The 13,526-nt window shown below is 69.7% G+C and carries 12 protein-coding genes; 4 read left to right on the top strand and 8 right to left on the bottom strand.

Annotation, left to right across the window (positions count from 1 at the left end; genetic code table 11):
• Positions 1-3 precede the first annotated feature (3 nt).
• From DNK52_RS07740 to DNK52_RS07710, 7 genes are all read right to left on the bottom strand, one after another.
• Positions 4-159 carry a methionine/alanine import family NSS transporter small subunit gene (locus tag DNK52_RS07740; RefSeq protein WP_110240398.1) on the bottom strand — a complete coding sequence of 52 codons (156 nt, stop codon included), beginning with the start codon at positions 157-159 and terminating at the stop codon, positions 4-6.
• The gene (locus tag DNK52_RS07735) at positions 156-1,781 is read right to left on the bottom strand and encodes a sodium-dependent transporter (protein ID WP_110240397.1); all 1,626 of its coding nucleotides are present in this window, start codon (positions 1,779-1,781) and stop codon (positions 156-158) included. The genes DNK52_RS07740 and DNK52_RS07735 overlap by 4 nt, the downstream gene beginning before the upstream one ends.
• An 80-nt stretch (positions 1,782-1,861) precedes the next feature.
• The gene (locus tag DNK52_RS07730; protein ID WP_110240396.1) at positions 1,862-3,175 is read right to left on the bottom strand and encodes an MFS transporter; all 1,314 of its coding nucleotides are present in this window, start codon (positions 3,173-3,175) and stop codon (positions 1,862-1,864) included.
• A gap of 74 nt (positions 3,176-3,249) precedes the next feature.
• Positions 3,250-3,969: a TSUP family transporter gene (locus DNK52_RS07725; protein WP_110240395.1), complete on the bottom strand. Its 720-nt coding sequence runs from the start codon at positions 3,967-3,969 to the stop codon at positions 3,250-3,252.
• Positions 3,969-5,354: an MFS transporter gene (locus DNK52_RS07720; RefSeq protein WP_110240394.1), complete on the bottom strand. Its 1,386-nt coding sequence runs from the start codon at positions 5,352-5,354 to the stop codon at positions 3,969-3,971. The genes DNK52_RS07725 and DNK52_RS07720 overlap by 1 nt, the downstream gene beginning before the upstream one ends.
• On the bottom strand, positions 5,351-6,196 hold the full coding sequence (locus DNK52_RS07715; RefSeq protein ID WP_110240393.1) for an SDR family NAD(P)-dependent oxidoreductase: 846 nt from the start codon (positions 6,194-6,196) through the stop codon (positions 5,351-5,353). The genes DNK52_RS07720 and DNK52_RS07715 overlap by 4 nt, the downstream gene beginning before the upstream one ends.
• Positions 6,193-7,569: a flavin-containing monooxygenase gene (locus DNK52_RS07710; protein ID WP_110240392.1), complete on the bottom strand. Its 1,377-nt coding sequence runs from the start codon at positions 7,567-7,569 to the stop codon at positions 6,193-6,195. The genes DNK52_RS07715 and DNK52_RS07710 overlap by 4 nt, the downstream gene beginning before the upstream one ends.
• Positions 7,570-7,689: 120 nt before the next feature.
• Here DNK52_RS07710 and DNK52_RS07705 point away from each other — a divergent pair, with 120 nt between their 5' ends.
• The 3 genes from DNK52_RS07705 (at position 7,690) to DNK52_RS07695 (ending at position 10,842) form a co-directional block, all read left to right on the top strand.
• Positions 7,690-8,331, top strand: a complete 642-nt coding sequence (locus DNK52_RS07705) for a TetR/AcrR family transcriptional regulator (protein ID WP_110240391.1) — start codon at positions 7,690-7,692, stop codon at positions 8,329-8,331.
• A 58-nt stretch (positions 8,332-8,389) separates the two neighbouring features.
• Positions 8,390-9,748, top strand: a complete 1,359-nt coding sequence (locus DNK52_RS07700; protein WP_239455445.1) for a cytochrome P450 — start codon at positions 8,390-8,392, stop codon at positions 9,746-9,748.
• A gap of 119 nt (positions 9,749-9,867) precedes the next feature.
• Positions 9,868-10,842, top strand: coding sequence for an NADPH:quinone oxidoreductase family protein (locus DNK52_RS07695; protein ID WP_110240390.1), 975 nt, complete (start codon positions 9,868-9,870; stop codon positions 10,840-10,842).
• Between the two features lie 30 nt (positions 10,843-10,872).
• On the opposite strand, the gene DNK52_RS07690 is transcribed toward DNK52_RS07695, so the two are convergent.
• On the bottom strand, positions 10,873-11,457 hold the full coding sequence (locus DNK52_RS07690) for a hypothetical protein (protein ID WP_110240389.1): 585 nt from the start codon (positions 11,455-11,457) through the stop codon (positions 10,873-10,875).
• Positions 11,458-11,604: 147 nt separating this feature from the next.
• On the opposite strand from DNK52_RS07690, the gene DNK52_RS07685 reads away from it, so the two are divergent.
• A complete protein-coding gene (locus tag DNK52_RS07685; protein WP_204163466.1) occupies positions 11,605-13,524 on the top strand; it encodes a M13 family metallopeptidase in 1,920 nt (639 codons plus the stop codon).
• Positions 13,525-13,526: the final 2 nt, after the last annotated feature.

The raw sequence follows: 13,526 nt of genomic DNA, 5'->3' as shown, positions 1-13,526 counted from the left end.
GCCTCACAGGTCGCGGGTCAGGTGTTCCCTGTCCGTACCGATGCCGGGCCCATGGTCCTGGCGGCCGTCATTGCGGATCAGCAGGACGATCGCCAGGGCGAGTCCACCCCACACGACCAGCATCGACACCACCATCATCACGATCGCCGCTGCACTCATCGCCGCGCTCCTTCCGTCGTCGTGTGCTGGTCCGCACCCACGGCGTGGCGGGCCGTTGCCGGGGGCGGGGAGTCGGGGAGAGCGCCGGGCGGTGGAGCCAGCCCCGGGTCCTCCAGTGAGGTGTCCTTGCGCCACGGCATCGGGGCGAGCACATAACCCAGCACCATGACGAGAGCCGCTGCGCCCCAGCCGAAGAGGGCGATCATCCAGCCCGGGTAGCCCCCGTAGGGAGTCTCCACGGCATCCCTGAACGAGTTGAAGACCATGTACGCCAGGGCGATCGGCACCACCAGGCCGAGCAGCAGCCGCCACCAGAGCAGCAGCTTGATGGAGCCGCGGCGGTTCATGTGGTCGGCCAGCAGGGGCAGGGCCCGCAGCGACCAGGCGACCACGACCATCGAGACCACGGCGACGAGCAGGATGCCGAACTGGTTGATGAAGTAGTCGAGGATGTCGAGCACGTAGAGCCCGCTCGCGGTCGAGAAGAAGACCAGGCTGATCAGGGCACACGGCACGCTGACCGCGGCTGCCGCGACCTTGCGGGAGAGATCGAACTTGTCGCGCACCGCCGAGACGACGACCTCCAGCACGGAGACCAGTGAGGTGAGACCGGCGATCACCAGGGTGGCGAAGAAGAGGACACCGATGAAGGCGCCCCACGGCGCCTCGTTGATGATCGCCGGGAAGCTGACGAAAGCCAGCCCCACACCGCTCTCCACCACCTCGTCGACCGCCACGTTCTGGGCCTGGGCCATGAAGCCCAGCGCGGCGAAGACCCCGATGCCCGCGAGCAGCTCGAAGCTCGAGTTGGCCAGGCCCACCACAGCGCCGGAGCCGGTCATGTCGGTCTCGCGGTCGACGTAGGAGGAGTAGGTGATCATGATGCCGAAGCCGATGGAGAGTGAGAAGAAGATCTGTCCGAAGGCAGCAGCCCAGACGCCGGCGTGGGTCAGCGTGCTCCAGTCGGGGGCGAAGAAGGCTTCGAGCCCGTCGATCGCGCCGGGCAGGAAGAGGGAACGGATCACCAGCGCGAGGAACGCGATGACCAGCACCGGGATGCCGATGACCGAGACCAGCCCGATCCCCTTCTCGACACCGGCCACCATGATCACGATGACGGCGAGCCAGACGATGACCATCGGCACCAGGACGCCCATGACGACCGTGAGGTCCACGCCCACCTCGCCGGCCTTGAGGTACTCGCCCGCGAAGAAGTCGCCCGGCGCGGAGCCCCACGACTTGTCGAACGAGAAGTACGTGTAGCTCAACGCCCAGGCGACGACGGCGGCGTAGTAGACGGCGATCATGAAGCAGATGCCGACCTGCCACCAGCCCAGTGCCTCGGCCGGTCGACTCAGGCGGGCGAAGGAGAGTGGCGCCGAGCCGCGCATCCGGTGCCCCAGCGCGTAGTCGAGGTAGAGGAAGGGGATGCCCGCGCAGAGCAGGGCGACCAGATAGGGGATCAGGAACGCCCCGCCGCCGTTCTCGTACGCGACGTACGGGAAGCGCCAGATGTTGCCCAGGCCGACGGCCGAGCCGATCGCAGCGAAGATGAACACCTTGCGTGAGGAGAAGGCGCCGCGCCTGGCCTTCTCGGTTGCCACCACGTCCTGATCGGCCATCGGGCCCTCCTGTCCGCGTTCGAGGTGGTTCGACTATGCCACGACCGGGACGCTGCCGCGAGGGTCAGTTTTCAGCCGGCTCAGTCGAGCGGGTGAGCGAGCTCGTCGGCAGGCAGCTTCGCCCAGAGGAGTGCGACGACGGCAAAGACCACCGGCGCCAGGGCCGCGATGTAGAACGTGTTGTCCATGCCGATGAGGTCGGCGAGGGGCGCCGCGAGCGCCATCGAGACCGGCAACAGGGCGATCGAGACGAAGAAGTCGAGGGAGGAGACCCGCCCCAGCAGGTCTGCCGGCACCCGGCGCTGCAGCAAGGTGCCCCAGATGACCATCGGCGCCGAGAAGAGGGCCCCCATCAGGCCAGCGGCGAGGACCATCGTCCAGATCGACTCGGCGTTGGCGATCACGATGAAGGGCAGCCCCGAGAGCCCCCAACCGGCGAGCAGCAGCGTCAGGTACCGCCGTGGCATCCGGACCGACGACATCGCGAACGAACCCAGCGCTCCGCCGATCCCGAAGGCGGCCAGGATCTTGGAGTGGTCACTCGCGTCGCCGCCCAACTCTGACTTGATCATGAACGGGATCAGCACTTCCAGCGGCCCCATCATCACCAGCAGCATCAGGCAGGCGAAGAGCAGCGTGGCGAGCAGCCAGGGCGTCCGCACCATGTAGGCGAAACCCTCACGCATGTCGGTGAACGCCGAGCGGATCGGGTGGGCGGCGTGCGAGGCGTCCAACGTACGGCGCAGGGGCGTGCGCGGCACCGTGACGAGGGCGAGCATGGCGACGAACATCGCGCCGGAGGCGATGGCGAACGCAGCCGAGGGTGCCGCCGCGGCCACCACCGCACCGGCGACCGCGGGCCCGAGCGCCTGTCCGATCGTCGGCCGCACCATGCCTTCAAAACCGTTGACCGCCATCAGGTCCTCGGCCGGCACGATCGAGGGCAGCATCGCGGAGTAGGCGGGGTAGTAGAAGGCCACCGCCATGCCCATGAAGAACGCGATGACCGCCAGGATCGGGACCGTGGTCAGGTCGGCCCACGCCAGCAGCCCGACCAGCGCGAAACCGGTCAGCTCGACGGAGGCGACGGTGATCAGGACGTACTTCTGCACCACCCGGTCGGCGACGACGCCGGCCAGCAGCGCCGGGACCATCACCCCGACCGCGCTGGCGGCAGAGACGAGGGAGAGATCGCGCGCCGAGCCGTCCAGACGGAAGACCTCCCAGACCAGCGCGATGATCCACACCCCACTGGCGAAGGCGCCGAAGGCGACCGAGACGGCGAGCTTGCGGTAGGCCGGGATCCGGAACGGGGTGAGGGCCCGGGGAAGTCTCCTGCCGACCTCCTGGTCACCGACGGTGTCGAGGACGTTGTCGATGAGCGGGTCAGTCACCGCTCAATGATGCACGCCGGTGCCCCGATCGGCCGCATCGTTTTCGCGTCCCGACGACCGGGTTGCCGGACCCGTCAGATCGAGCCGGCCACCAGAGCGACGCCGCCGATCGCCGAGAGCGCCAGGATCCCGGAGCGCGCAGTGACCACGGAGAGGCGTGGCGCCACCACGATCCCGATCACCGATCCGACCACGAGAGCGGCCAGGTGACGCCAGTCGGGCCAGACGAGGCCGATCACCACGGCGGTCACCACGTTCTGGACGATGAGGAAGCCGTGCAGCGTGGCGCGGGTCTGGGCTGGGGTCCAGTCGGTGTTGGCGACGTAGAGACCGATCGGCGGTCCACCGACCCCGCCGACCACGTTGAGGGTGGCGCTGGAGACACCGGTGACGATGGCACCCTCAGGCCTGCGGAACCAGTGGGACCGCAACCCCGAGGCGAGCAGGGCGACACCGATGACCACACCGACGCCTCCGGCCACCGAGAGCACGCGGTGGTCGAGATCGTGCACCAGCCAGGCGATGAGCGGGGTGGCCAGCAGGGTCGGGACGAGCAGGCGTACGACCGCGCCCGGCTGGGTGTGACGCCACTCGCGGGCCAGCGGGACCACCGACGAGCAGGCAGCCAGGATCAGCACCGTCGCCACCCCGACCGTGTGGCCCTCGGCAGCGATCAGCACCGGGGCAGCGACCAGGGAGAAGCCCATGCCGGTCGCGCCCTGCGCGAAGGCGCCCAGGGCGATGGCCACGAGGACGACCACCCCCAGGGCGGGCTCGTGGAGCAGGTCTCCCATCAGGTGATCACCGGATCGAGACGGTAGAGACGCTGGAAGCCCACCGCCACCAGCATCAGCGCCGCCGGCAGCACGGTGAAGCCGAGCAGCAGGGCAGTGATCGCCGAGTCCGGCTGGGTGACCTGCTCCCCGGCCGTGCTCGAGATGAAGCCGCCCACGGCCAGGGCTGCGGCGTAGAGGTAGGGGCCAACGGCGGTGCCGAGCGCCTCGGTGGCCGTCCACACTCCTGTGTACGACCCGGCGGAGGCCTCGGAGTCATCGGTCCCGGCCGCGGCCACCGCGTCGGGAACCATGGAGAAGGCGAAGAGCTGGAGCCCCGCGAAGGCGACACCCATCGCGACGACGATCGCGACCGACACCACGACCCCGACCTGGGCGGCGAAGAGGAGCCCGGCCGAGCCGACCACGAAGATCAACTGGGAGGCCAGGAGCCCACGCTGCTTGCCGAAGCGGCGAGATCCCACCATCCAGAGCGGCCCGGCGACCACCGCGGGCACCAGGAAACTCCCCATGAAGACGGCGGTGAGCGCGGAGTCGTCGAAGACGTACCGGGTGAAGTAGGGGAGCGCCGCCATGAAGAGGTGGGTGGTGGTCCCGGTGAACAGGTAGGACAGCACCAACATCCGGAAGTTGCGGTCCGCCCACGCGACCTTCACGTCGGCGATCGTCGAGTGGCCGGCGGTCTCGGCGGGCGCGCGGAAGCCGCACGCGTCGGTGAGTCGGCGTACGCCCCTGATCGCGACCAGCGCGGAGACGACCATGACGCAGGCCAGGATCGCTGCCATCACGGTGTAGTCGGAACGCTCCTCACTGGCGACCAGCGCCGGGGCGGCGACTCCCGCGCCGAGGAGGCCCACGGTCAGGAAGAGCATCCGGAACATGAAGACCCGGGTGCGTTCGTGGTAGCCGATCACCAGGTCGGAGGGGGTGGTCAGGTAGGGCACCTGGAACATGGCGAAGAGCAGGTTGCCGACGACGTACCAGGCGCCGACCCATGCGGCGGCCGGCCATCCCTCCAAGGAGGGAGGCACGGTGAACATCGCCAGCATCGCGGCACCCAGGGCCACGCCCCCGAGCATCATCCGGCGCCGGTGACCCAGGCTGCGGGCCTGTCGGTCCGAACGGGAGCCGATCAGCGGGTGGACCACCACGTCCACGATCTTGGGGAGCAGGAGGGTCAGACCCGCGAGCCAGGCCGCGACCCCGACGACGTCGGTGAGGAAGAAGAGGAGGAGCAGGCCCGGCACGGTCACCCACACGCCCATGCCGAAGGAGCCCGAGGCGTAGGCCGACAGCGGGCCGATGGGTGCGCGCGGACCGCTCTCGACCGTCTCGGTCGACGACCCGGTGTCGGGCGAGCCGAGGGTGTCGTCGACGGCGCTCATCGGGCCACCTCCGCGGCGTGCCGCTCGACGACCCCGGCTGCGAGGTGGGCGCTGTCGAAGGAGCCGGCGCGGGTGCGGCGGGCCAGGGTGCGGAGCACGATCCGGTCGGTCACCGAGGGCAGGTGGCGCGCCAGCCAGAACTCGACCGCACCCCGCGTGGTGGTGGAGACGTCGCGCCGTGGCCGGCTGCGCAGGCAGGCACCCGCGATCGCGTCGACCACACCTTCCAGCGGCTCGTAGCTGCTCATCCCCTCCAGGGAGAGTCCGGCGTCGCGGGTGGAGTCGTGGATGGGGCTGCGGACCGCGGACGGGTAGACGCACGTGACCGAGACGTGGGTGCCGAGCTCGAGGCGCAGCGCGTCGGCGTACGCGACCATCGCCCGCTTCGAGGCGCCGTACGCCGCCGCGAGCGGCAGCTGCATCACGGCCATCCGGGAGGTGACCATGACGACGCGCCCTCGGGAGGCGACCAGGGCGTCGACGCAGGCGGCGCTCACCCGCCAGGTGCCGAGCAGGTTGATCTCCAGCTGACGGCGCACTTCGGCCCCGGGAGCCAACTCGGCCGGAGCCGGGCCTCCGGTGCCGGCGTTGTTGACGAGCACGTCGATGCCGCCGAGCCGGGTGATGGCCTCGGCGACCGCGGAGTCCACGGACGCGTCATCGGTGATGTCGCAGGCCAGGACCGGGAAGGATTCGTCGCCGCGGGGGGCCAGGTCCAGGCCGACGACGGACGCACCTGCTGCGGTGAGCTGCTGGCCGAGGGCCAGGCCGATGGTGCCGGAGGCGCCGGTGATGACGACTCGCAGGCCCTGCGGGCTGCGGAGGGAGGGCTGGCCGATCATGTCTGGATCTCCTGACGGGTGGAAGCGGGGAGGGTGCGGGGTGAGAAGACGGGTGCTCCGGCGCAGGCACGTTCGATCCCGGCCGCGACCTCGGCGGGCACGGCAGCGACGTAGGCGTCGAAGTCGATCCGCATCATCGGTCGTTTGCGCGCCCCCCACCGGGCGACCGCGGCGGTGCGGGCCCGGTGGACGGCTGCGGTCATTTCCGCGGGGGTCGGCAGTGCGTAGCGACCGGACAGGTGGGCTGCGACCAACTTGCCCTGCGCCTCGACGACGGGCAGGGCCGCACCCGTGGACTGCATCAGGCCGACGAAGGAGAGGGTGGGGTCGTCGAGGTGGAAGACCCGCTCGTAGAGCGGCATTTCCTCGGGGTCGGCGCCGAGCCACCGGCTCGACAGGAAGGGGATCGTGACCCGGTAGCCGGTGGCCCAGACGATCACGTCGACCTCGTCGACCCGGCCGTCGGTGAAGTGCACGCGACGACCGTCGAAGCGCTCGACGCCGGGACGCGGCACGACCTCGCCGTGGGTGATCCGGTGCAGGATCGTGTCGCTGATCGTCGGGTGGTTCTGGAAGAGGCCACCGGCCGGAGCGGGCAGGCCGTACGACTGCGGGGTCCCGACGGCGAGCTTCAGCATCGTCTCGGCCACCTTCTGGCGCGCTCGCCACGGCAGCTGGGCGAGCTTGGCGCCGGTGGCGTCCGAGGGCTTGCCGAAGAGGTACTTGGGGACGATGTGGACGCCGTGCCGCGCGGAGAGCAGGACCGGGGAGGCAGCGACGTACGACGCGTCGACGGCGATGTCCATCGCCGAGTTGCCCATCCCGACCACCAGCACCCGTCGACCGACGAACCGCTCCGCGCTGCGGTGGTCATGGGCGTGCATCTGCTCGCCGGTGAACTCGCCCGGATAGGCCGGGTCGGGCCAGCGCGGGTCCCAGTTGTGACCGTTGCCGACGACGACGGCGTCGACCTCGAGGACGTACGGACCGTCGGGCCCGGTCGCCTCGACGCGCCAGCCGGCGTCGGTGCGCTCGACCCGGGTGGCCTCGGTGTGGAAGGCAGTGCGTTCGGTGACCCCGAAGTGGTCGGAGTAGTCGCGCAGGTAGCCGGCGATCATCTGGGCCGAGGGGTAGTCGGGCCACTCGGCCGGCATCGGGAAGTCGGCGAACTCGGTGCGGCCCTTGCTGGTGTTGAGGTGCAAGGAGTCGTAGGCCGGGGAGAGCCCGCTGGAGTTCCCCTGCACCCACAGGCCTCCCGGCTGGTCGCCCTTCTCCAGGACGGTGACGTCGCAGCCTTCGTCGAGCAGCGCCTTCGCGGCGCTCAGGCCGGCGGCGCCGGCGCCGATGACGGCCACCTTCGCGGTGTGCTCCATGGGTCCTCCGAGGAATGTGGGGAAGTCGTCATTCAATCGACTGATGGAGAGTACAACACCTGGTGTGACCTGCACAGACGTCTCCATCGTTTGATGGGGCGCGTGTCGTAGGATGTCTGCGTGCCCACCCGCGACGACGAGACCAGCAGCCGTGGACGCATCCTCGCCACGGCCACCGACCTCTTCGCCCAGCGCGGGTACGAGGCGACCAGCACTCGCTCGATAGCCGATGCCGTCGGCCTCAACATCGCGACCGTCGCCTACCACGTGGGCAACAAGTCCGCGCTCTACCTGGAGGTCATGCGGGCCGCTCACGCCACGCAGCGTGACGCCGTCACCGAGGCGCTGGTGCGGTTGGCCGAGTGCGAGCCGACGGTCGAGGCGACGCGTCGAGGGCTGCACGCCTTCGTCGACGCCTACCTCGACTTCTGCCTGCGTCACCCCGAGGTCCCGGCCCTGTGGATGCGCCGTTGGTTGGACGAGGGTGAGGACGTCAGTGCCGTCGAGGAGGAGTTCGCCGGCCCGCTCGTGGCCCGGGTGAGCGAAGAGGTGCGACGGGTGCTGGAACGGGCCCGGATCACCCGTGACCTGGACGTCGAGATGCTCGTCTACTCGATCGTGTGGACCTCGCACTCCTTCAGCCAGGCCGGTCTGGTCGACGCCTCCGGGACCCGGCAGGATCCGTCGAGCCCGCAGATGATGGACCGATTCCGCCGCCATCTGCACGGCTTGGTCGACGGGGCGATCAGCCTTCGGGCATGAGGCCTTGACGGCTGGCGGTGGGAGGGCCAAGGTGACCCGAGGAAGTTCGGGAGGACCCATGGTCACGCAGGTTGTTGCACCCATCACCGATGGTCGTACGGAAGGGCCCCTCGAGCGGGCGCGCGCCGGGATCCGGTCGCGCCTGCACTGGGCCGCCATGCACGGGATCCCCGGTGCGGCGCTGCGCAGGACAGCCCGCGGTGGCGACCTCCAGGCCCGGATGATCGTCACCCTCGCGCACGGTGGGGACGTACGCGGCCCCATCGAGGACCTGCGGGCCGCCGGGCCCGTGCACCGGGCGAAGTTCGGCTACGTGGCGACCAGTCACGCTGCTGTACGCGAGGTGCTCAGCGACGACGGGTTCATCACCGGGCTCCCCGGTCAGCAGGGTCTGCTGGGGAAGCTGGCCAGTGCCACCGCGCCCCAGACGATCCATCCGGTCGAGAAGCCCTCGCTGCTGGCGACCAATCCGCCCGAGCACACCCGCTACCGCAAGCTGGTGACCGGCGTCTTCACCAAGCGCGCCGTGGAGCGGCTGCGGGCGCGTACGGAGGAGATCGCGACAGAGCTGCTCGACCGGATCGCGGCCCAGGGAGGCACCCGCGTCGACATCGTCGAGGCCTACTGCGCCCAGCTGCCGGTGACCGTGATCGCCGAGATCCTCGGCGTGCCCGCCTCCGAGCGCGGCCGGGTGCTGGCCTTCGGCGAGGCGGCCGCCCCGAGCCTCGACCTGGGGTTGGACTGGCGCAGCTATCGCGACGTCCAGGCGGCCCTGGGCTCCTTCGACGCCTGGTTGGGAGACCACCTGGAGTCACTGCGCCGCAACCCCGGTGACGACCTGCTGAGCCAGCTGGTCGCCGCCCGCGACGAGGGCGTCGGTCTCACCGACCTCGAGCTGAAGTCGACCGCAGGACTGGTGCTCGCTGCCGGGTTCGAGACCACCGTCAACCTGCTCAGCAACGGCATCGCCCTGCTCGCCGACCACCCCGACCAGTTGGCCGCACTGCGCAACGGCGAGCCGGGGGCGACGTGGACCAACGCGGTCGAGGAGGTGCTCCGCTTCGACCCGCCCGTGCTGCTCACCGCTCGGGTGGCGACCAGGCCCACGGAGGTCGCCGGCCAGCGGATCGGGGAGGGGGCGCTCGTGGCGACGGTCCTGTGGGGCGCGAACCGCGACCCGGAGGTCTTCGCCGATCCGCACACCTTCGACATCACCCGCGTTAACGCGCGCGAGCACATCGCGTTCTCCGCAGGCCGCCACCACTGCCTGGGCGCGACCCTGGCCCGGATGGAGGGGGAGGTCGGCCTGCGTGCCCTCTTCGACCGCTACCCCGACCTGCAGCTGGCCCCGGGGGCCTCGCGGCGCCGCACCCGGATCCTGCAGGGCTGGAAGGAACTCCCGGTCACCCTCGGCTGAGGCAGCCGAGCGGTCGGACCGGAGGTTTGCGGCCTTGTGCTCTCCGCCCATCGAAGTCTGGCGGGCGGGACACGGTCGCATCGTGGTGAGCAAGCGCTCGTTTCGTTAGGGTGGCGCCCATGCGTGCAGCCCAGGTCGTCAGCCTCGAAGGTCCCTCCGGCGTCGAGATCCGTGAGGTGCCCGACGTCGTCGCCGGCCCGGGCGAGGTGCTCGTACGCGTGCACAGCGTCGGCATCGCGTTTCCTGACCTGCTCCTCTCCAAGGGCGAGTACCAGCTGAAGCCCGAGGTGCCCTTCACCATCGGCATCGACGCCGCCGGCACGGTCGAGGCCCTCGGTGAGGGAGTGACCGGCTTCCGCGTCGGTCAGCGTGTCGCCGCCGCGATGCCGTACGGCGGCGCCGCGGAGCTGCTCGCCGCCCCCGTCGACGCCGTCTTCCCGCTGCCCGACAACGTCTCGTTCGACGAGGGCGCAGCGCTCCCGATGAACTACCTCACCGCGCAGTTCGCGCTCAGCCAGCGCGCTGGCCTGCAGGCGGGCGAGACCGTTCTCGTGCACGGCGCCGCCGGCGGTGTCGGCACCGCCACGATCCAGGTCGCCAAGGGGATGGGCGCGCAGGTGATCGGTGTGGTCTCCACCGAGGAGAAGGCAAAGGTCGCGCTGGAGGCCGGGGCCGACCACGCCGTCCTGGCCGAAGGCTTCCGGGCCGCCGTGGGCGAGCTGACCGGTGGGCGTGGCGTCGACGTGCTGGTCGACGTGGTCGGTGGCGACCTCTTCACCGACTCCTTGCGCTCGCTGGCACCGCTCGGGCGGCTGTTGGTGATCGGCTTCGCCTCCGGCCAGGGCATCCCTGAGGTCAAGGTCAACCGGCTGCTGCTCAACAACATCGACGTCCGGGGGGTCGGCTGGGGCGGCTTCGCGATGTCGCGCCCCGGCTACATGCACCAGCAGTGGCAGGCGCTGCTCCCGATGCTCGAGACCGGCACGCTCAAGCCGCCGATCGGCGCGACGTACTCCCTCGACGAACTCCCCGACGCACTCCGCGGCCTCGAGTCGCGCTCAGCGTTGGGCAAGTTGGTCGTACGCCTGGCCTGACGTGCGTTTGCGGTTCTGACGTCGCGGACGTCAGAACCGCCACCCTCCCCCTGGGTTCGCGGCTTCTCCTCGTGGCGAGAGGACGAAGAACCCGACGCCGCCCACGACGAGGCAGGTGAGGGCGCCCGAGACCGCCATCATGAAGACGATCCCCGAGCTGGACCCGAAGGCGTTCGGCGCCGTGAAGCCGACTGGTGCCACCTGGTCGAGGTGGTCGCACTGCACGCGGTCACCGCTCTCGTACGCCACCTCGAAGAGTGGGCTCAACTCGGTGCCGTCGACCGTGATCTCGGGCATCGTGAGCGTCCAGAGTCCCTGGAGCTTGGCACTGTTGTACTCGTCCCCGTCCTCGCTCAGGAGGCGACAGCCGAGCTCTGCAGGGCTGGGTCGTTCGGGTGTGGTGACGGATCCGTAGACCGTGGTGGAGCCCCCGAACAGTCCGCGGTCAGGCAACTCGAACTCCGACTGCCCCTCAGCCACCCGGATGACCTTCTCGTCCGAGAGCAGGGCGGGCAGCGTCGACAGGGCTGCGACCCCAAGGATCGGCACCCCCAACAGGATGAACAGAGACCCCGCCCGCAGGATCTTGCGCTGGAAATCGCTGAGCTTCCACATGACTTGCGTTCCTCTCTCGCCGCGAGGATGACGGTAGGTGAGTGTCACCTCGTGCGCTGAGCAGGACCACGAGGCGAACTCGCACGTGGCTTCTGGGGTGGCGGCTAGGGTTGCGGCGTGACGATCCTTGATGACGCCCGCGAGGGCATGAACCTCGACATCCGCCCGCAGGACGACCTCTTCGGTCACGTCAACGGCACGTGGCTCGACACCGCTGAGATCCCGTCCGACCGCAGCAGCTGGGGTCCGTTCGTGACCCTGGCCGACGCCGCCGAGGCGCACGTACGCGAGATCATCACCGAGCTCTCGTCGGGTGAGGCGTCAGACGTCGCCAACGCTGAAGACGCCCGCAAGATCGCCGTGCTCTTCTCCACCTTCATGGACACCGACGCCATCAACGCCGCCGGCGCTGCCCCGATCCGTGGGTTGCTGGCCGACGTCGATGCGCTCGCCACCCGCGAGCAGCTCTGGGCCTTCCTCGGGGGGTACGAACGTACGGGCGGCGGTGGCTTCTTCGGCTCCTACGTCGACACCGACGCCAAGCAGTCGGACCGTTACATCGTCAACCTGACCCAGGGCGGGCTCGGGCTGCCGGACGAGTCCTACTACAAGGACGAGAAGTTCGCGGAGATCCGCGAGGCGTACGTCGCCTACCTGACCACGCTCTTCGACCTCGCCGGACTGACCGACGGTGCCGCACAGGCCCAGGCCGTTCTCGACCTGGAGACCCGTCTGGCCGAGGGCCACTGGGAGCGCGCGGAGACCCGCGACGTGCAGCGCACGTACAACTTGATGCCGCGTGTCGAGCTGGAGGCTCTTGCCCGGGAGATCGACTGGACCGGCTACGTCACCGCCCTCGGCGGCAGCGACGCGACGATCGCCGAGGTCTGCGTGCGCCAGCCCTCCTACTTCGAGCACCTCTCGGCGCTCCTGGCCGACGAGCCGGTCGAGACGTGGAAGCCGTACCTGCGCGCCAAGGTGCTGCGCAACCTCGCGGCCTACCTGACCGACGACTTCGTCGAGACCAACTTCGACTTCTACGGCCGCACCCTCTCCGGCACGCCCGAGCTGCGCGAGCGGTGGAAGCGCGGCGTCGCCTTCGTCGAGGGTGCCGTCGGCGAGGCCGTGGGTCGCGAATACGTCGCCCGCCACTTCCCGCCGCGCTCCAAGGAGCTGATGGACGCCCTCGTCGACAACCTGCTCAAGGCCTACCGTGACTCCATCGAGGTGCTGAGTTGGATGAGCGAGGAGACCAAGGAGCGGGCCTACGAGAAGCTCGCGACCTTCCGCCCGAAGATCGGCTACCCAACCAAGTTCCGCGACTACTCCAAGCTCGAGGTCGTCGAGGGTGACCTGGTGGCCTGCGTACGCGCGGTGGCGGCCTTCGAGACCGACCGTGAGCTCGGCAAGATCGGCAGCCCCGTCGACCGCGACGAGTGGTTCATGCTCCCGCAGACGGTCAACGCCTACTACAACCCCGGCACCAACGAGATCTGCTTCCCCGCCGGCATCCTGCAGAAGCCGTTCTTCGACCCCGACGCCGACCCGGCCGAGAACTACGGCGGCATCGGCGCGGTGATCGGCCACGAGATCGGCCACGGCTTCGACGACCAGGGCGCCCAGTACGACGGCGAGGGCAACCTCAACGACTGGTGGACGGCTGAGGACAAGACCGCGTTCGAGAAGAAGTCGAAGGCCCTGGTCGAGCAGTACGACGCCTTCGAGCCGCGGGCGCTGCCCGGTGAGAAGGTCAACGGCCAGCTCACCGTCGGCGAGAACATCGGCGACCTGGGCGGCCTGACCATCGGCTACAAAGCGTTCCTGATCGCCGCGGGTGACACCGCGACCGAGGAGCAGAAGCGCAAGGTCTTCATGAACTGGGCCTACTGCTGGCGTACGAAGCGCCGCAAGGAGCTCGACCTGCAGTACCTGACTGTCGACCCGCACTCGCCGCCGGAGTTTCGGGCCAACATCGTGCGCAACCTGGACGAGTTCCACGAGGTCTTCGGCACGCAGCCCGGCGACGGTCTGTGGCTCGAGCAGGAGGACCGCGTCCGGATCTGGTGAAT

Source organism: Nocardioides gilvus (genome assembly GCF_003194605.1).
Classification (GTDB): domain Bacteria; phylum Actinomycetota; class Actinomycetes; order Propionibacteriales; family Nocardioidaceae; genus Nocardioides; species Nocardioides gilvus.
The sequence above is the reverse complement of the archived record's forward strand: the minus strand, read 5'-3'. Positions and strand labels throughout refer to the sequence as shown.

Excerpts from the sequence above, each read along its gene's own strand:
- DNK52_RS07740 (WP_110240398.1), bottom strand. The coding sequence starts at position 159 with ATGAGTGCAGCGGCGATCGTGATGATGGTGGTGTCGATGCTGGTCGTG.
- DNK52_RS07735 (WP_110240397.1), bottom strand. The coding sequence starts at position 1,781 with ATGGCCGATCAGGACGTGGTGGCAACCGAGAAGGCCAGGCGCGGCGCC.
- DNK52_RS07725 (WP_110240395.1), bottom strand. The coding sequence starts at position 3,969 with ATGGGAGACCTGCTCCACGAGCCCGCCCTGGGGGTGGTCGTCCTCGTG.
- DNK52_RS07720 (WP_110240394.1), bottom strand. The coding sequence starts at position 5,354 with ATGAGCGCCGTCGACGACACCCTCGGCTCGCCCGACACCGGGTCGTCG.
- DNK52_RS07715 (WP_110240393.1), bottom strand. The coding sequence starts at position 6,196 with ATGATCGGCCAGCCCTCCCTCCGCAGCCCGCAGGGCCTGCGAGTCGTC.
- DNK52_RS07710 (WP_110240392.1), bottom strand. The coding sequence starts at position 7,569 with ATGGAGCACACCGCGAAGGTGGCCGTCATCGGCGCCGGCGCCGCCGGC.
- DNK52_RS07700 (WP_239455445.1), top strand. The coding sequence starts at position 8,390 with ATGGTCACGCAGGTTGTTGCACCCATCACCGATGGTCGTACGGAAGGG.
- DNK52_RS07695 (WP_110240390.1), top strand. The coding sequence starts at position 9,868 with ATGCGTGCAGCCCAGGTCGTCAGCCTCGAAGGTCCCTCCGGCGTCGAG.
- DNK52_RS07690 (WP_110240389.1), bottom strand. The coding sequence starts at position 11,457 with ATGTGGAAGCTCAGCGATTTCCAGCGCAAGATCCTGCGGGCGGGGTCT.
- DNK52_RS07685 (WP_204163466.1), top strand. The coding sequence starts at position 11,605 with ATGAACCTCGACATCCGCCCGCAGGACGACCTCTTCGGTCACGTCAAC.